This is a genomic window from Pseudomonas frederiksbergensis, assembly GCF_003732275.1.
In the GTDB taxonomy this organism is placed as follows: Bacteria; Pseudomonadota; Gammaproteobacteria; order Pseudomonadales; family Pseudomonadaceae; genus Aquipseudomonas; species Aquipseudomonas frederiksbergensis_H.
The window spans coordinates 235,534-253,482 of the sequence record NZ_MOBM01000019.1; the positions used below are offsets into that span (position 1 = coordinate 235,534).

The 17,949-nt window shown below is 59.7% G+C and carries 14 protein-coding genes; 1 reads left to right on the forward strand and 13 read right to left on the reverse strand.

What is annotated here, in order from left to right:
* Positions 1-19 precede the first annotated feature (19 nt).
* Positions 20-1,243, reverse strand: coding sequence for an O-antigen ligase family protein (locus BK662_RS15140; protein ID WP_148057935.1), 1,224 nt, complete (start codon positions 1,241-1,243; stop codon positions 20-22).
* Entirely contained in the window at positions 1,237-2,349 is a 1,113-nt protein-coding gene (locus BK662_RS15145) for a capsular polysaccharide export protein, LipB/KpsS family (protein ID WP_123358725.1), read from the reverse strand. Before BK662_RS15145 ends, BK662_RS15140 begins: the two co-directional genes overlap by 7 nt.
* 276 nt (positions 2,350-2,625) lie before the next feature.
* Here BK662_RS15145 and BK662_RS15150 point away from each other — a divergent pair, with 276 nt between their 5' ends.
* Positions 2,626-3,258, forward strand: a complete 633-nt coding sequence (locus BK662_RS15150) for a BUD32 family EKC/KEOPS complex subunit (protein ID WP_123358726.1) — start codon at positions 2,626-2,628, stop codon at positions 3,256-3,258.
* A 10-nt stretch (positions 3,259-3,268) separates the two neighbouring features.
* Here BK662_RS15150 and BK662_RS15155 read toward each other — a convergent pair whose 3' ends face one another.
* From BK662_RS15155 to glnE, 11 genes are all read right to left on the reverse strand, one after another.
* Positions 3,269-4,555, reverse strand: coding sequence for a CDP-glycerol glycerophosphotransferase family protein (locus tag BK662_RS15155; RefSeq protein ID WP_259695920.1), 1,287 nt, complete (start codon positions 4,553-4,555; stop codon positions 3,269-3,271).
* Positions 4,552-5,463 carry a glycosyltransferase family 2 protein gene (locus tag BK662_RS15160; RefSeq protein ID WP_185047131.1) on the reverse strand — a complete coding sequence of 304 codons (912 nt, stop codon included), beginning with the start codon at positions 5,461-5,463 and terminating at the stop codon, positions 4,552-4,554. Before BK662_RS15160 ends, BK662_RS15155 begins: the two co-directional genes overlap by 4 nt.
* Positions 5,450-7,204, reverse strand: coding sequence for a carbamoyltransferase family protein (locus BK662_RS15165; protein WP_030130449.1), 1,755 nt, complete (start codon positions 7,202-7,204; stop codon positions 5,450-5,452). Before BK662_RS15165 ends, BK662_RS15160 begins: the two co-directional genes overlap by 14 nt.
* Positions 7,205-7,616: 412 nt before the next feature.
* Positions 7,617-9,068 carry a lipopolysaccharide kinase InaA family protein gene (locus tag BK662_RS15175; protein WP_123358727.1) on the reverse strand — a complete coding sequence of 484 codons (1,452 nt, stop codon included), beginning with the start codon at positions 9,066-9,068 and terminating at the stop codon, positions 7,617-7,619.
* A complete protein-coding gene (locus BK662_RS15180) occupies positions 9,068-9,820 on the reverse strand; it encodes a lipopolysaccharide kinase InaA family protein (RefSeq protein ID WP_123358728.1) in 753 nt (250 codons plus the stop codon). The genes BK662_RS15175 and BK662_RS15180 overlap by 1 nt, the downstream gene beginning before the upstream one ends.
* A complete protein-coding gene (locus BK662_RS15185) occupies positions 9,817-10,551 on the reverse strand; it encodes a lipopolysaccharide kinase InaA family protein (RefSeq protein WP_123358729.1) in 735 nt (244 codons plus the stop codon). Before BK662_RS15185 ends, BK662_RS15180 begins: the two co-directional genes overlap by 4 nt.
* Positions 10,551-11,357: a lipopolysaccharide core heptose(I) kinase RfaP gene (gene rfaP, locus BK662_RS15190; protein WP_123358730.1), complete on the reverse strand. Its 807-nt coding sequence runs from the start codon at positions 11,355-11,357 to the stop codon at positions 10,551-10,553. The genes BK662_RS15185 and rfaP overlap by 1 nt, the downstream gene beginning before the upstream one ends.
* Positions 11,357-12,478 carry a glycosyltransferase family 4 protein gene (locus BK662_RS15195; protein WP_123358731.1) on the reverse strand — a complete coding sequence of 374 codons (1,122 nt, stop codon included), beginning with the start codon at positions 12,476-12,478 and terminating at the stop codon, positions 11,357-11,359. Before BK662_RS15195 ends, rfaP begins: the two co-directional genes overlap by 1 nt.
* A complete protein-coding gene (gene waaC, locus BK662_RS15200) occupies positions 12,478-13,539 on the reverse strand; it encodes a lipopolysaccharide heptosyltransferase I (RefSeq protein ID WP_052965121.1) in 1,062 nt (353 codons plus the stop codon). Before waaC ends, BK662_RS15195 begins: the two co-directional genes overlap by 1 nt.
* Position 13,540: 1 nt before the next feature.
* A complete protein-coding gene (waaF, locus tag BK662_RS15205) occupies positions 13,541-14,575 on the reverse strand; it encodes a lipopolysaccharide heptosyltransferase II (RefSeq protein ID WP_123358732.1) in 1,035 nt (344 codons plus the stop codon).
* A gap of 296 nt (positions 14,576-14,871) precedes the next feature.
* The gene (gene glnE / locus BK662_RS15215; protein ID WP_123358734.1) at positions 14,872-17,811 is read right to left on the reverse strand and encodes a bifunctional [glutamate--ammonia ligase]-adenylyl-L-tyrosine phosphorylase/[glutamate--ammonia-ligase] adenylyltransferase; all 2,940 of its coding nucleotides are present in this window, start codon (positions 17,809-17,811) and stop codon (positions 14,872-14,874) included.
* Positions 17,812-17,949: the final 138 nt, after the last annotated feature.

Here is a 17,949-nt window from a genome sequence, read left to right on the forward strand (position 1 = left end):
AGGTACCGAAAACGCTGCTTCAGCACTTCGCTTCCGGACCAGGAGCATCAGGGGTCGAAACACTCCAGACGGAATCTTTGGTTTCATTGCTCCCGCGAGTGGCCAACACGATACTCAAGGCAATCGGCAACCAAGTGATCAACCAGTCCGCATTGGGCTTGAGCCAGAGACCAATGCCATCGGTCATCAATGACGCCCCGGAAAACACCCAGAGTGCAAGCAACACCTGGCCCAGTGGCTGCGCGCGCGAAATCCAGCCACGCCAGCCAGCCGCCAGCCACAACCAGCCGAACAGCAGCAGGCCAGGTACTCCGAGACGCACACCGATATCCAGGAACAGGTTATGGGGATGTTTGAAGGCCTGTCCGATTTCAGGGACAGGAATCAGGTACTCATGGAACCCCAACCCCATCATCCAGTGATCCAGCATCAAGCGAACGCCGCCGTTCCATAGCTCGGGACGGAAAGAAACGCCACGCTGCAAGAGAATTTCCGGCTTGAATACAGCAATGGACGCCAACCCCAGGACCACCAGGAAGATCAGCCCGCCTGCCATGCGCGACGGTCGCGCCACTCCCATCACGAAGAGACAGGCCAGCAAGCCGATCCACACACCGCGGGTTTGGCTGAAGCCCAGGAATAGCGCATATCCCAGCGCCGGAATCAGCAGCAACACCATCGCCCAGGGATTGAAGCGCTTGGTCTGCAACGTGAAGACGCCAAGAATCAGCAAGGCCCCCACCGCATGCGCGGCCATGATTGCTGTGTCCCACAAGCCAATGGCAATCAGCCTGCCGCTGAAAGGTTGAGCAGATACGTCATAAAAGTAGACCCAGGAAGCCGCAGCAAAAAAACCGCCCATAATCGATGCGTACAACAACATGGACTCGAAGCGCCACTTGCGGTTCTGCGCAGCCAGTAGCACACCTAACAGGGTAAGGGTCACATAGAGCGTCACCTTGCTTTTGCCGAAGATGTTATCGCCCCCCTCAACCATCAGCACCAATAATGTCCAAGCCACGAAAATGGCGAAGAGGAGGCACTCCGGTTGTTTGAGCATCAGCCGAAAATCCCGATGGAACAGCGCCAACACGGCGGGCAGCCAGAGCAGGAAAATTATCATTTGGTGATAAAGTTTATTGTTCGGCAGTACCCATGCTCCACACAGCAGCACAAGAAAACCGATAGACGCCCACACTTCCAGGACATCCTTACCGAAAAGTTTCTTCATTCCTGTCAGCACTCGGCTTTACCCAGCATTCGATTGGCGACCCGCTGCAACTGGGCCTTGTCAGCGTTCTTCCAGCCACCCTTGATGCAGTAGTGCTCGGAGAGGTAGTGGAGGAAGTTACGCCTCAACCGCTCATTGAGTGGCCATTGCGGGAATGCGCGCGCCAGCTCCATCACCTGCTCGGCGTTATCGGCATGCATCACCAGTCCCTCGATATTAAAAAACGCCTGACCCAGGGTCAGCACAGGCTTGCCCAAGAGTAGGCTTTCCAGGCCAACCGTCGAGTTCAGGGTGATCACAAACTGGCTGGACTCGATCAACTGCTGAGTGGCATTGCCGTTGGCGAACAACAGGCGCTCGTGAGTACGCTCATGCAACCCGGGATACGTCTCGCGGCTGGATGGATGTTCCTTGAACACTACTGTCAAACCAGTCTCTTTGGCCAAGCGCTCGCCCAAGGCAAACATCTCGTGCATGTTCCTGATCCAGGGAGAAAACAGCCGAACCTGACTATCACGATCATCCTGGAACGGAATAAAGACGAACTGCTCCGGCAGCACAATCGGTGCCGGGCCGCTGGTACGAGGCTGGCGTGGAATCAGATTAGGCACTGCCTGACTTTCAGGCACGGGAAAAGGATAGTTGAGGTAAAAACCGGCCTCGCGCGGAACGGCGTTCAGGTAATTCACACCCTGCGGATCAACGGTCGTGGTGTCGGGCAACAAGCCGTTCTCGAAGAAAAAAGTCTTACAACCCGACGGCGCCAAGGCCGTCAGCAATCGGCAGTAGCGGTGGGAACCATTCCAGAACACCAGCGCATCGGGGTGCTCGCGATCAAGCAACGCCTGGGCACGTAGCGCCATCCAAATCAGCTCAAGACGCAACAACAGACGATACAAGCGACCATCGTTTTTGTTCTTGACGCGCCGCTCCTCGCATTTTTCTTCGATCAGGCTCGGCCAGTCGATTCGCGAAAGCACTCTGGATGTCTGCAACAACCTTGGCCAGGGCATCTGTGGCGGGGTAACGACTTTACCTTGTAGCTCGGTCTCATTGAGTAACCGATTGAAGTAGAGGCCTTGATGTTTGGCCAGGGAAATGAACAGCATTGTCGTCATAGGGTGTCCAAAAAATAGGCCGCATCCACCCGCCAAAGCGCAAATATAACCACGTGCGACAAGTCCGCAGACATCAACACCCTGTTATTCGCCCGTCCGCGTATAGAAGTATAAAACCAGTAATCAGAAGCAAGCACTCTATGGTATTGCGCCAGGCAACGGGCAACTGCATCTTAAAAAGTGAGGCGATTGTACCACAGCGGTTTTTTGCAGCATGCGCACTGCGGTAACATAGTCGGCTGCCCATCTCATCAGAGGCCAAGCCCTGGAGCCTTGATGCAAACGCTCGACCATACCGCTTATCTCAACATGCGCAAGGGCGCCGACGTTCTCGAGGCCGATGGTAAAGGGGATAAAGTTTTATGCCTGGCCGATGGCTCGATGCTCAAGCTGTTTCGCCGCAAACGCCTGCTGACCTCTGCGCTTTGGGCGCCTTACGCCCGGCGCTTCGCCGACAACTGCCGAACACTGCGCGAACGCAATATCGAATGCCCAACGGTTCGCCAGATTTATCGCATCCCCAGCATCGAGCGCGATGCCGTGCATTACGACCCCCTGCCCGGTCGCACCCTGCGCCAGTTACTGGGCACCGGCAATAACGAATCTCTTCGGGCACAACTGGGTGAGTTCATTGCACGCTTGCATGAGGACGGTATCTACTTTCGCTCTGCGCACCTGGGCAATGTGGTATTGACGCCTGAAAACACGCTGGGGCTGATCGACATCGCCGACCTGCGCACCTATCGCAAGCCGCTGCGCAAAGGCCTGCGTCTGCGCAATTTCAAGCATATGTTGCGCTATCGCCAGGATCGCGAGTGGCTGCTCAAGGACAACCAGTTCCTTGAGCATTACCTGAACCACCAACGCGTGTGCAATGGACGGGAACTGAGCCTGGCGCTGAATCCCTAAGCTGTCAGCGTCAGCCGGCGGCAGACAGCCTGAAGGTCTCAAAGTCTCGCGCAGGGTCTGCGCCTCGCAGCAAGTCATCAACCAGTTGAATGGTCTTTGCCAAACCCTGAGAACCGTATACCAAGTGGTAATCGGCAAAACGCCGTGCCTGGGCCACATGCCTCGGATAATCCTGCTCAAGCGCTTGCAACTGGCGGGAAAACTCATGTTCATCGCGCACTTGAGGCCCAAAAAACAGCGAGTGAGAGAAGATATCCACATCGCTGCCCGCATTCACATGGATTACCGGCCGGCCCGCCAGCCCTGCTTCGATACCTGCATTGGACATGATATTGACCACAACACTGGCCTGCGCCAAAGCGTGCGCCAATGAACACTTGCTATCCAGCAAGGCGACGCTGGCTAACTGCGCAGCGGCATCGCTCCAGAATTGCGCCTTGCTGCGCGGATGACGCTTGAACAGTACGCGATAATGTGGATGCTGTTCGGCCCAGTCGCGCAGTAACTGATAGGTGCGCTGGTAGCCCGGTTCTTTTTCCCGATCAGGGCCAACCCCCAGAATTAACAACGTCTGAAGAGCAGGATCGGCAACTGGCAGATCATAGGTTTCATCGGCGAGGTAAGAACCGATCAGCACCACTGTCGACTCACCGAACCGCAATGTTCTTTCTTGCAAGGCAACCAGCGAACTATGCCCAAAGACGCCGTAGTAGTCGTAATCGTTCATCCCCAGTCGCCGCGAAGACTCCAGCGTCGTGGCATGGGCCAGTTGCAGCAGTCGAGCACCACGCGCAGCCAATGCCAGGCGCAGGAACGGCGCATGAAGACTACCGTTGCGTTCATTGATCAGCACCTTGGGCGAATACGTCATCACCAACCACTGGGCATGGGCGGCGTACACCAGATAACGCAACGGTACGGACTGCGGCGGCGCCAGCAGCATACGCTGGGCGCAGGCGTCCGAGGGAGAACGTAACGCTGCCTCTGTCACATGCTGCCCGCGCTTGCGCAGCCCCTCGATCAGAATATTCTTGCGCTGCAACACCATGGACTTGGGTGCCGAATGCAACAACAGCACCTCACAAGGCGCAGCGACGACCGAATCACTCAAGCACGCCTTGACGCGAATCCCGATCGCCACATCCACCAGCACATCACGAACCAGGCGCAAAAGGCTACCACAGCGACCATGACGCTCGCGCAGTAGCTTCCAGCGATAACGGTCCAGCTCACGCGCTTTTTGTGCCCAGCATCCCTCAGCCTGGAACACAGTTGTGTCAGACGGCGGCGTGTTCACTTAAATAACGACCGGATAGCCTTGCGGGTATAGGACCAGCGCGTGAGCGAGCGTAGATCGGCGCGCACGGCGCGGGCGTAAAAAGCCTTGGCATTGACATAATCGCCGGCACTGTAGCAATCGCGGAACAACGACAGGCAGCGCTGAGCCAGGAAAGCCTGGCGCAGGTCCTGCAGTTCTTGAGGCATGCGTACCGAGGAAAATACCTCGTCAACCATCCCCACGCCTGCCGCCAGGCTTTGCTTGAGGTCATGGCGCATGCTGTCGTCATGCTTGTAGATCAAGGCCAGGGGCTGATCGAGCACACTGCACGGGAAACGCGCCAACACCTGAGCAAACACCGGAATATCTTCAACGTTGCGCAAGTGCTCAGGATAGTTGCCCGGTGCAAACACTTCGCGATGCATCGCGCAGGCGCCGTTGGACAGCGATACCGTCTTGTCCAGCAAGTAGCCACGCACCCGCTGGCGCGGGGTGGCCGGCAAGGGTTTTACGGCGTGCTGGACGCGACGACCGTCGTCGAACACCGACCAGTGACCGCCAATGATCAAACGGCTGTCAGGATTGCTGGAGATATGCTGAGTCAATGCAGCCAGCGCACCAGGCGCCATCTCATCATCGGCATCGAGGAAGATCAGGTATTGCCCCCGAGCCTCCTCGATCCCGCGATTACGCACCGAAGACAAACCGCCATTGGGTTTGCGCAGAGCTCTAAAGCATCCTGCATGTTCAGCCAGGAGCTGCTCCAGAACGTGCGGCGTCGCGTCAGTGGAACCATCATCGATCACCAGCAATTCAGCCTGGGCATCACCCAACTGCGCCAGCACCGATTTCACCGCACGCGGCAGGGTTTTGGCGTAGTTATAAGCAGGAATAACGACACTGATCAGCACGTCAGTCAACCGCATACCCGTCCGCACCTTCTTTGACCACCAGAATGTCTTCCATGATCAGGTACTGCAGATCGGAACCGAAGAACATGTTCAAGGCATCGGTCGGCGAGCAGATCATCGGCTCACCACGACGGTTGAGCGAGGTGTTCAGCGACACACCGTTACCGGTCAGCACTTCCAGCGCCTTCATCATGTCGTAGTAGCGCGGGTTGTATTCGCGCTTCAACACCTGGGCCCGGGATGTACCGTCTTCGTGGACGACTTCCGGCACGCGGGTTTTCCACTCTTCAGCCACTTCGAAGGTGAAGGTCATGAACGGCGCCGGGTGATCGATCTTGATCATCTGCGGTGCAACGGTGTCGAGCATCGACGGGCAGAAAGGCCTCCAGCGCTCGCGGAACTTGATCTGGTGGTTGATGCGGTCAGCCACGCCGGTCGCGCTCGGGCAACCGATGATCGAACGACCACCCAGGGCGCGTGGACCGAATTCCATGCGGCCCTGGAACCAGGCCACCGGGTTGCCGTCGACCATGATTTTGGCGATTTTTTCCGGCATGTTATCGAGCTTGCGCCATGCAGGCGCGCTCGGGTGACGGGCGCAGGCCGCGATCACGTCTTCGTTGCTGTAGGACGGACCGAGATAGACGTGCTCCATCTTTTCGACCGGGACACCACGGGCATGGGACACGTAAGCCGCAGCGCCGACCGCGGTACCGGCATCGCCGGACGCAGGCTGAACGAACAGTTCTTTGATGTCGTCGCGGGCAATGATTTTCTGGTTGAGCTTGACGTTCAGCGCACAGCCACCGGCGAAGGCCAGTTTGCCGGTTTCCTTGAGCACATCGCCCAGGTAATGGTCGATCATCTGCAACGCCAGTTTCTCGAACAGCGCTTGCATGCTCGCGGCGTAGTGGATGTACGGCTCGTCGGCGATGTCACCTTCGCGCTTGGGCCCCAGCCACTCGATCAGCTTCGGCGAAAAGTAGAAACCTTTGCCCTTCTCTTTATAACGACGCAGGCCGATGACGTTGGCGTAGTCGGTGTTGATCACCAGCTCGCCGTTCTCGAACGAGGCCAGACGCGAGAAATCGTATTTGCTGGCATCGCCGTACGGCGCCATGCCCATGACCTTGAACTCACCGTCGAGCATCTCGAAACCGAGGAACTCGGTGATCGCGCCGTACAGGCCACCGAGGGAGTCCGGATCGAAGAATTCCTTGATCTTGTGGATCTTGCCGTTTTCGCCGTAGCCGAAAAAGGTCGTGGCGTACTCACCCTTGCCGTCGATCCCGAGAATCGCGGTTTTCTCTTTGAAGCCGGAGCAATGGTAGGCACTGGAGGCGTGGGCCAGGTGGTGCTCGACCGGCTCGATCTTGATTTTCTTTGGATCGAAGCCCAGCTGTTCGAGGCACCAGACAATCTTGTTGCGATAGCGCTTGTAGCGACGGTTGCCCATCAGGATCGCATCGAGGGCGCGGTCCGGGGCGTACCAGTAACGCTTGGCGTAGTGCCAGCGAGCCTTGCCGAACAGGCTGATCGGGGCGAACGGAATCGCCACCACGTCAACGTCGGACGGCTTGATACCCGCCTGCTCAAGGCAGAACTTCGCCGATTCGTAAGGCATGCGGTTCTTTGCATGTTTATCGCGCACGAAGCGCTCTTCTTCAGCCGCCGCGACCAGCTTGCCGTCGATATACAGGGCTGCGGAAGGATCATGGCTAAGGGCGCCGGACAGGCCAAGAATCGTCAATGCCACAGGGGTCTAGCCTCTTTAGTCTGCATGCAGGCGCAACGCGCCTCAAAAATTAATGTGCCCTCGCAAGGGGCGAGAGACAGCTAAAGGGCGGGATTATAGCGTAAACATGGCGGGAATGACCCTGCCCTTATCAGCGCCGTGAAGATGACGTCGAGCCCACGCACTCGCCGTCGCTCATCCGCGACCTGGGCGCCAGTAAATCCTGAGATTGCTGTCGATTGCCTGCCGGTAAATCGCATAGGGCAAGGAAACGGTGTCGAAGGCTTTCCTCACCGAGTGACTCGGCTGACAGTTCCGGCCTCTTCGCGAGCAAGCCCGCTCCCACATTAGGTTTATGTTGAACACAAATTTTGTGTACGACCGAGAACCACTGTGGGAGCGGGCTTGCCCGCGAAAGGGGCGAAGCCCCGATTCAGGCAGCGCTGGAGATATCTTTGGGCAAACGCTGATCAATCACCTGATACAGCGCACTGCTCTCGGGCCAATTGCGCATGAATCGCGCCCGATCCCGCGCGTACGCCGGGGCAAAGCTACTGATCGAGCCATGCTGACACATCGAATCCAGATCGATCAGCGCCCAGCGATCCTGTTGCCAGAACAGGTTATGCCCCTTGAAATCGCCATGGCTGATCCGCTCGCGAATCAGCTCGGCGAACAGGTGATCCAGAGCCTGCAACTCGGCTTGCGGCGCTTCGCCGCTTTCCACGTATGGCGCAAACCGCTCGATGATGTCCGGCCCCGGCAAATACTCGGTCACCAGGTACGCCCGGCTGCGCAGCCAGAGAAAACGTTTCTCCAGTAACGCCAATGGCTTGGGCGTGGCGATGCCCAGGAAAGCCAGACGGTTGCCTTCACGCCATGAGTGCCAGGCGCGGCTCGGGCGCCAGAAGCGTTTGAGCCAGTGAGCAAAGCCTTTGATGTTGTAACGCTTGACCAACAATGTGCGCCCGGCCACGTCGACCTTGCCGACACTCGCCGCGCCGCCGGTCTTGTACAGGTGGCCCTGATCGAGCAAGGCATCGGCCTGCTCCAGCACCGGCAACATCGCGGCCTCTTCCTCGCGGCGAATCGCCCGCAAGCCGAACGCTCCGCGCTGGACGCTGAACAACGTACATTCGCGGCCGACCTTGATCAGGAAGTCCTTCAAACGCCAGCGGCGGACCTTGTCGATCTGCTTCTGCAACGCTTCCATGGGCAAGGCATGTTCGCCGTTGCTCAACAGGTAATACACCAGCAATTCTTCAGTGAAGGGTTCCAGCGATTTGGGCAACTGGGCAAAAAACACCCCGAGGTTTTCCAGAACTTTGTCCTGTGACAGTGGCTTGCCAGCCGTCTCGGCGCAGATCCCGGCGCCATCGATCAAATATAACTGACCGCCGTGGCGCAGCAGGTTGTCCAGGTGCAGGTCTTCCTGCCACAGCCCCTTGCTATGCAGATGACCTATCGCGCCCAAGGCCTCAGCCAGCACCGCTGATTGCTCATCCGCCAACACGGCCAAGTGTTCGACCTGTTTCCAGGCATCCCCCAGGCTCTCGGCGCCTTCAAGTAAATCGAACAACAACCAGCCGCCTTCGCCGTCCTTCAGGCCATCAGCCAATAACAACGGCGTAGTCAGCCCTTGAGCAGCGAGCAAACGCACGCCGTCCAGTTCGCGCTGAAAGTGCCGCGCCGCTTTGCCGCCGACCAGCAACTTGGCCAATACCGGCCGGCCGCGCCAGACCCCGGCGCCCACATAACGTTGCCCCGGCAATACCCGCAGCAGGCTCAGCAATTGCAACTCTGCCGGCCCCGCGGCATCCGCCAGTGGAATGTTCAGCGGCAGGCTTGGGCTGCGGCCGGCATTTTTCAGTTCGGACAAACGCATCAACGCGCCTCCTTGTGACTGCGCCGCGCACTCAGGCGCGATACCCAACTGTCCACCACCGAACGGTTCAATGGCTGATTCAGATAAACCGCCAACAACTCGCGCAGCTGACTTTCGCTCCATTCCGGCGCCCGACGCAGCAACGGGTCCAGGTCCTTGACCCGATCACGCTGACCAAAAAACAGCGGGCGGGTTTTTTCCAGATCGATCAACCGAGCCTGATAGCCGTCACCGGTCGCCTGAAGAAAAATATGCTTGGGATAGAAGCAGCCGTGGAGTTGATGCACCTCGTGCAGGCGTCGCGCCAGTTGCCCACAGGCTTTCAGAATCGCCGAATGCTGCACCGCGCTCAGGTCGGACCAGCGCTGCAACAGCGAATCCAGGTCATCCCAACCGTCCAGCGCACGGGTCAGCAGAATCGCCCGGACTTCGCCGTCGACTTTGCGCTCACCGAAAAACGCTGCCTGCAGCGCCGGTATACCCAGTTTCTGATAACGACTGATGTTGCGAAACTCGCGGGCAAAACTCGGCTCGCCAAAGGGCGAATGCAATGTGCGTGTCAGGTAGTTGCTCTGGCGTTTGAGGTAATAGCTATGACCTTCCAGTTCCAGCCGAAACACACTGCTCCAGCCCCCCCGACCGGTGTTGGGTTCGTCCACGGCTTCAAGCTGTTTGGCCCAGAGCGCGTCGAAGGTGCCGAGGCCATGACGCTCAAGCAGCGCACGGTCTTCAGCAGCCAGAAAGTCAGTCATTCGCGGCCCTCGAAAAATCTCACCACGTGCCGAATCCGTTTCTTGTCGGCGGCATCGAGCCGGGCACATTGGCGGTATTGCAGGTAGAAGCGCAGGCGCTGGGTGGCCGACAGGTGATATTTGGCAACTTTGTCCAGACAAGCCAGGTCTTTGGTGATCCGGTACTTGAGCCAGAAGCCGCGCCAGAAATCACCATTGGGGCAGTCGATCAGAAACAGCCGGGACTCATCGTCGATCAGCAGGTTGCGCCACTTCAAATCGTTATGGGTAAAACGGTGATCGTGCATGGTCCGGGTATAGCCCGCCAGCTGTCGACTGATGTTGTCGACCCAGGCGCGGTCCGCCAGTTTCGGATCACGCCGGTCAGCCAGGGCCGACAAATCTTCGGTATGAGGCAGTTCGCGTGTGATCATTGCCCCTCGGTCATATGCCACGCCGCGCCGCTCCAGTCCCCAGGCCACAACTTCGGCGGTGGGAATGCCCCATTTGGCGAAACGCTTGAGGTTCTGCCACTCGGCCTTCACCCGCGGCTTGCCCAGGTAACGGCGCAGGCCTTTGCCGGCGCCGACGTAGCGCTTGACGTAATAGTTGACGCCGTTGCGCTGGACGCGAATGACCTCCGACAGTGGATCGTGGGTCAGTCGCTCGCCCTTGAGCGCGAACACCGCGTCAAGGCTGCCGAAGTCTTCTGCCAGATCGCTGTAAGCAGGTTCCAGTGTCCAACCCGACATCAGAGCGCATCCCCGTATCGCTGCTTACGCTCGTAGAGCTTGTTGGCCTTGCCTTCGAGCCATGCCAGCAGCCCCGCTTCTTCAGCCAGAATCTGGCGCAAGGGCTGCTGGAAGTAGCCCTTGAGGAAACGCAATTTGTCGCGACGGGTCAGGCCGATGTCCAGCGCCGAAAAATACAGCGCCGCCAGGTCCTTGTTGCGCCAGCGTTGGGTAATCGTCGGACGGGTCTGGGCACGGTGCAGATCGATCACCGACAGCTTGAAGTCGTCGGCTGTCACCGGCTTGTCGGTGTGCAGCAGGAAGTGGCAGATGTAGCAGTCGCGGTGGTTGACCCCGGCGCGGTGCATCATGCCGGTCATGCGCGCGACTTCGGCGATCAAGGCGCGCTTGAGTTTGGGCTCGGGCGGCTGCTTGACCCAGTCGATGCTGAAGTCTTCGAGGCTGACGGTGGGCGCCAGCTCTTCAGTGACGATGAACGAATGCTGGTCTGCCGGATTGCTGCCCTTTTCGCCGTAAGCCACAGCGGTCATGGTCGGCACACCGACTTCTTGCAGGCGCTGGATGGCCTTCCATTCCTGGCCCGCGCCCAGCACTGGCAACTTGGCGGTCAGCAGGTTTTTGAAGATCTCGCCCCAGCCGATGCCACGATGGATCTTCACGAAGAACCCGTGACCGTCCACTTCAGTACGCAGTGTCCGACGCGCTTCAAGCTCGCGGTACACCTCGCCCTTGAGGCCCTCGACTTCGGCGAACGGATCGCGTCCGGCCCAGAGGCTCTTGAACGGTTCAGCCAGCATCAACTTCATTAAGCGTGCTCCGCCAGAATCACATCGGCCGCGTGCTGCGGCATGCTGTAGAGGTCGGCCGTCGCGGCGAAGGCCAGACCGTTGCGGCTCCAGGCCGCCCGTGCATTTGCGTCATTCAACATGCCGGTCAGGTACTGCGTCAGTTGCGCCTGATCGAAGGGCTCGTCCAGCACCAGGCCGGCGTCGGCCTCGGCGATGTAATGAGCGTACCCGCACACCGCGCTCACCAGCACCGGCAAGCCAGCCACCACGGCTTCAAGCAGCACCGTCCCGGTGTTTTCGTTGTACGCCGGATGGATCAACAGATCGGCACCGAGCAGGAAACGCGGGATATCGCTGCGACCCTTGAGGAACTGCACGTTGTCGCCGAGCCCCAATGTGGCGCTCTGCAACTGGAATACTTTGGGGTCGTCCTGGCCAATTACAAATAGTCGGGTACGTTTTTTCAGCTCGGCGGGCAAGGCGGCCAGCGCCTTGAGGCTGCGGTCCACGCCTTTGGTCTTGAACCCGGAGCCGATCTGCACCAGCAGCAGTTCATCATCTTTCAGGCTGAACTCGCGACGAAACTCGGCACGGATCTCGGCGGCATTGGTCGGCGCGCGACGGTCCTGAGAGATACCCGGCGGCAGTAAATGGAAGCGCGCAAGCGGCGTGTCGTAATGTTTGATGAACAGCGGCTGCTGCACTTCGGAAATCATCAGCACTTGGGTCTTGGCATCCTTGGCGAACACCGCGCGCTCGTACTCGGCGAAGTGCCGGTAGCGACCCCAGCGACGGTACAGCGAGTTGCGCAGGTTTTGTGCCTTGTCTTCGAAGCAGCCGTCGGCGGCGTAGTAAACGTCCAGGCCCGGCATTTTGTTGAAACCGATCAAGCGATCCACCGGACGCTTGGCCAGATCGGCCTCCATCCACTCGGTGAGTTTCTCATTGCGCCGATGATTGAAGAGCGCCTTGACCGGCGCCACCAGCACTTCGAAACCCGGTGGAACATCGCCCTCCCAGATCAGCGTGTAGACGCGAATCTGATGGCCGCGCTGCTGACATTCGAGGGCGATGCGCATGAAATCGCGCTGCAAGCCACCAAACGGAAAATATTTGTACAGGACAAATGCCAATTGCATCAGCGCAGCTCCTCAGCCAGTAACAACGTGCTCAGTCGGCTCGCGACACGCTCGGGATTCAGACGCGTGAAGCACAGGGGCCACTCGCGTTTCAGGTCGAACCGACGGGCATCGTCGGCCGTCGGTTGATAGGTGCATTTCTTTTGCAGGCACGGCGCGCAGGGGAAGTCGCTGGCCATGTGAATCTGCGACTTGCCGTACGCGCCGGTCAGGCCAGGGTTGGTCGGACCGAACAGCGACAGGGTCGGCACGTCCAGCGCCGCGGCCAGATGACCGAGACCGGTGTCCACCGCCACGCAGGCTTGCGCTCCGGCCAGGACTTTGCCGACACCCGCCAGGTTCAGTTTGGGCAGCACTTCGACGTGCTTCATGTCTTTGGCTATGCGCTCGGCGCGGGCCTTTTCGACCGGATTACCCCACGGCAGCTTCACCGCCACGCCGAGGTAACCCACCCGCTCGGCCAGCTCGCGCCAATAGGCTTCGGGCCAGTGCTTGGTGTCCCAGGTGGTGCCATGGAGAAACACCACGTACGGATTCTTGCGCGGCAACTCCACCAGTCGCTCGACGTTCAGGCCGTAGTCGCCCAGCCCTTTAGGCAGGTCATAACCCAGGGCCACCGCGAACAGCTGACGCACTCGCTCTACCGCGTGCTGCCCACGGGCCACGGCCAGACGACGGGAATAGAAACGCGCGGCAATCGGTTCGCGGGCTGAGTTTTTGTCCAGCCCAGCCACCGGAGCTTTGGCGTAGCGAGTCAGCAAGGCGCTTTTCAGCAGGCCCTGGGCATCGATCACCAAGTCATATTTGGTCGCGCGAATGCTTTGCTTGAAGCGCTTCCATTCGCCACTCTTGATGGTCTGCCAGATGTTCTTGCGCCAGCGACGGATCGCCACCGGAATCACCTTGCCCACGGCCGGGTGCCAGGTCGGAATCTCGGCGAAACCTTCTTCCACCACCCAGTCGAACGTGATGCCGGGGATCGCCCGCGCCGCGTCGGTCAACGCTGGCAGCGCGTGAATCACGTCGCCCAGCGAAGAAGTCTTGATCAACAGTACCCGCAAACTATTTGACCTCGACCACAGTGCCCAGCAACCGCTGCAAGGCTTCGTTCACCGCTTTGGGCATGAGCTGGCGCAAGCAATTGTAATGACCGAAACGGCAGGTGCGATCGAAGCATGGACTGCATTCGATGCCCAGGCGCACGATTTCGACATGCTCGGCCAATGGTGGCGTGAAACCCGGCGACGTCGAGCCGTACACCGCCACCAGCGGGCGGTTCAGCGCAGCGGCCACGTGCATCAGGCCGGAGTCGTTGGAGACCACCGCATCGGCGCAGGACAGCAGATCGATGGCCTCGGCCAGGGAGGTGTCGCCACTGAGGTTCACCGACTCTTCACGCAAACCCGGAATCAGCCGCGCGCGAATGTCTTCGCCCACCGCGTGATCGTTTTTCGAGCCGAACAGCCAGACCTGCCAGCCTTCACGGATCTTCGCTTCGGCGACCTTGGCGTAGTGCTCGGACGGCCAGCGCTTGGACTCGCCGAACTCGGCGCCGGGGCACAGCGCCAACACCGGACGGTCGAGGGCCAGACTGAATTTGGCCAGTGCGCCGTCGCGGGTCACCGGGTCGATCTGCAGGCTCGGCCGTGGATACGGCTTCGGCAGCTCGGCGCCAGGCTCAAAGGCCATGGCCATGAAGCGCTCGATCATCAGCGGGTAACGCTCTTTGTCGAGCGTACGCACGTCATTGAGCAGGCCGTAGCGGAACTCGCCGCGCCAGCCGGTGCGTTTCGGGATACCGGCAAAAAATGGTACCAGCGCCGACTTCAGGGAATTGGGCAGCAGGATGGCCTGGTCGTACTGACCGGCCAGGGATTTACCGATGCGCCGACGCGTCGCCAGTTCCAGCACGCCGTGGCCGAGCGGGAAGCTCAAGGCCTGGCGTACTTCGGGCATGCGCTCGAGAATCGGCCGGCTCCACTCGGGGGCCAGCACGTCGATTTCGCACTGCGGGTGGCGCTGCTTTAGACACTGAAAAAGTGTCTGCGCCATCACCATGTCACCGACCCAACTGGGCCCAACGATCAGAATTTTCATGTGGTTTCCATAAACGAGCCGGGGAGGCATACGCCTCCCCGCCTCGAGAATCCAGCACCTTCGGGGTGAACCGTCAGGTCATTTGGACGAGCCGATTGGGGCTCGTCGGATCAATTTTTGTGCACATCCATGCGATACAGCTTAGCTGCCTCAATCTACCAAACACCGCAGATCCAGTGTGGGAGCGAGCCTGCTCGCGATGGCGGCCTGACAGTCAGCATAAATGTTGAATGTGACGGCCTCATCGCGAGCAGGCTCGCTCCCACAGAGGTATCAGGTGTTGCAAATATCCCGTTTCAGCTTAACCCCAGCTCGCGCCAGATCCGCATTACCTGCCGTCGTTCATCCACGAACTGGTCGCCCGGTATCACGCCGGCGTCCTTCTGCAAGGCCTCCCGGTGAGCGGCGGAGCGGTAAGCCTTATAGGCTTCACGCAACAGGCTGGCGTCTTCGGCGGGCATCAGCCCAACCTCCTCCAGCCCTTCCAGAATGCGGATATTGTCGGTATAGCGCAGCAATGACGGATGCGCTTCAGACCATGCCAGAGCCGCGTATTGCACCATAAATTCAATATCGACGATACCTCCGGCATCCTGCTTGAGATCGAACGGCGCCGTGGCCTCGAAGGCATTTGCCGCCGTGCCCGCCGCAGTGCTCTTGCTGCCCAGATTATCGCGCATCTTGGCGCGCATCTCGCTGACCTCCTGGCGCAAGGTCGGCAGGTCCCGCGGCTTGGCCAATACCGCCGCGCGAACCTTCTCGAATGCCTGGCCAACATCCTGACTGCCCACCAGCACCCGCGCCCGTACCAGCGCCTGATGTTCCCAGGTCCAGGCTTCGTTTTCCTGATACCGGGCAAACGCCCCCAGGGAACTCACCAGCAAACCGGACGCACCGGACGGCCGCAGGCGCATGTCCACTTCATACAGCTGGCCGGAGTTGGTCTGCGCCGTCAGCAAATGAATGATGCGTTGCCCGAGCCGGGTAAAAAACTGTGCGCCGTCGATAGGCTTCGGCCCGTCGGTTTCGGCCTGCGGATCGCCGTCGTGGATGAACACCAGATCCAGGTCCGAACTGTGCCCCAATTCCAGACCACCGACTTTCCCGTAACCGACAATGATGAAACCAGGGTCGCACAAGCTGCCGTCGGTGCGCAGCGGCGTACCGTACTTGGCCACCGTCTGGCGCCAGGCCAGGGCCAGTACTTGTTCGAGGATCGCTTCGGCAAGCCAGGTCAGGTAATCACTGACCTTCATCAAGGGCAGGCTGCCGGCGATTTCCGAGGCGGCGACGCGCAAGCGGTGCGCCAGCTTGAAATGCCGCAGGGCTTCCATTTGCTGTTCGAGGTCGTCTTCGGGAATCCGCGTCAAACGCTCGCGCAATTCGGCGGCCAGTTCCGGCGCCAGCGGTGGCTTGAACAAACGGCCTTCATTGAGCAATTCGTCGAGCAGCAGCGGGAAGCGCGTGATTTGTTCAGCAATCCACGGGCTCGCGGCGCATAGCGTCAGCAAGCGGCGCAGGGCCCCGGGGTTCTCGGTCAGCAACACCAGATAGGCGGAACGACGCGCCACGGCTTCCACCAGCGGCAGTACCCGCTCCAACACCAGATCGGGATTGGCGTGTTCCACAGCCTGAGCCAGCAAGCGCGGAATAAAAGCATCAAGGCGTTCACGCCCCAAGCGCTGCATGGCGCGCAATTGCGGACTGCCGCGCAGACTGGCCAAGGCTTTCAGCGCCTTGGAGGCGTCGGCGAAACCACCCTCTTCCAACTGACGGCACGCGGCCTCCTCGTCCTGGGCCTCTTCCCACAGCGGCAACCATTCCCCGCCGACCACCACTTCACTCTCGGTGCCGGCCTCTTCATCGGGATCGGCGATCACCTGAGCAAAGTGCCAGGCCACCCGGCCACGCCAGTACATCAGTTGTTCGTGGAACGCCGTCCAGTTGGCAAACCCGAGCATAAAGGCAATGCGCGCCTGATCCTGCGGGCCATCTGGCAGCATCTGGGTCTGACGGTCGGCAATCGCCTGGATCGCGTGTTCGGTGTAACGCAGAAATTCGTAGGCTTCGCGCAATTCGCTGACCACCGCCGTCGGCAGGTAACCCTGGCCTTCGAGGGTGCTCAGTACTTTTAATAGAGGACGTTGCTGCAGGCTCAGGTCGCGGCCACCGTGAATCAACTGAAAGGCCTGGGCGATAAATTCGACTTCACGAATGCCGCCGGAACCCAGCTTGATGTTGTCGGCCATGCCCTTGCGCCGGACTTCCTGCTGGATCAGCTGCTTCATGGTGCGCAGCGCTTCAATGGCCGAGAAGTCCAGGTAACGCCGGTAAACGAACGGGCGCAGCATCTCTTGCAGTTGCGCGCCCGCCACTTGATCGCCAGCCACCACGCGCGACTTGATCATCGCGTAGCGCTCCCAGTCGCGGCCCTGATCCTGGTAATACTGTTCCAGTGCATTGAAGCTCAGCACCAAAGCGCCGGACGAACCGTAAGGCCGCAAGCGCATGTCGACGCGGAACACGAAACCGTCGACGGTCATCGGGTCCAGCGCTTTGATCAGCCGCTGACCGAGACGAATGAAAAATTCCTGGTTATCCAGCGACCGTTTCACGCCGACCGTTTCGCCGCCTTCGGGGTAGGCGAAGATCAGGTCGATGTCCGACGACAGATTCAGCTCCACAGCGCCGAGCTTGCCCATGCCGAGGATGACCATCTGCTGCGGCTCGCCGCTACGTCGCCCGGTGGGCGTGCCGAACTGCTGGCAATGGCGCTGATACAACCACTGATAGGCCTGATCGATACTGGCATCGGCCATGTCCGAGAGGTCGCGACAGCTCTGGATCAGATCGGCCTGGCGAGTCAGGTCGCGCCAGATAATCCGCACTTGCTGGCGTGCGCGCTGGCGACGCAGGGCGCGACCAAGTTGGTCGTCGGTTTCGGCGGTGCTCACCGCCCTCGCAATCTGTGCGCACAACTCGCCCGGCGCAAAGGCGCGGTCCAGCTCGCCGGACTGCACCAGCTCCAGCAACATCAAAGGGTCACGCAGACTCTGTTCAATGACAAAGTCGCTGGCGGCGGTGACGCGGGCAAATTGCGCCCAGCGCTCAGGCGTCCAGGCAGACAGGCCATGATCGTCGGGAAGCACCGCGACGGCCGTACGGAACGACTGCTCGGCACGGGTGACGAAGGGCAGGAGTACGTCGGGCAGTTCGGCAAGCGAAGGGAGGCTCATGGTCTATCCTTGATCGGCGTGTGAAGGGCTGCGTGTAGTGATTCGTGAAAATACGCTACCTGACTGACTGTCGAACAAAGGTTAGAAATAGCTGAATTTTGTTTATTTTTGGCAGCGATCATCAAGCCTTCACCTTTT

Coding starts and splice junctions, on each gene's coding strand:
- glnE (WP_123358734.1), bottom strand. CDS start 17,811: ATGAGCCTCCCTTCGCTTGCCGAACTGCCCGACGTACTCCTGCCCTTC.
- rfaP (WP_123358730.1), bottom strand. CDS start 11,357: ATGAAGTTGATGCTGGCTGAACCGTTCAAGAGCCTCTGGGCCGGACGC.
- BK662_RS15195 (WP_123358731.1), bottom strand. CDS start 12,478: ATGCAATTGGCATTTGTCCTGTACAAATATTTTCCGTTTGGTGGCTTG.
- BK662_RS15150 (WP_123358726.1), top strand. CDS start 2,626: ATGCAAACGCTCGACCATACCGCTTATCTCAACATGCGCAAGGGCGCC.
- BK662_RS15180 (WP_123358728.1), bottom strand. CDS start 9,820: ATGACTGACTTTCTGGCTGCTGAAGACCGTGCGCTGCTTGAGCGTCAT.
- BK662_RS15145 (WP_123358725.1), bottom strand. CDS start 2,349: ATGACGACAATGCTGTTCATTTCCCTGGCCAAACATCAAGGCCTCTAC.
- BK662_RS15160 (WP_185047131.1), bottom strand. CDS start 5,463: ATGCGGTTGACTGACGTGCTGATCAGTGTCGTTATTCCTGCTTATAAC.
- waaF (WP_123358732.1), bottom strand. CDS start 14,575: ATGAAAATTCTGATCGTTGGGCCCAGTTGGGTCGGTGACATGGTGATG.
- BK662_RS15175 (WP_123358727.1), bottom strand. CDS start 9,068: ATGCGTTTGTCCGAACTGAAAAATGCCGGCCGCAGCCCAAGCCTGCCG.
- BK662_RS15185 (WP_123358729.1), bottom strand. CDS start 10,551: ATGTCGGGTTGGACACTGGAACCTGCTTACAGCGATCTGGCAGAAGAC.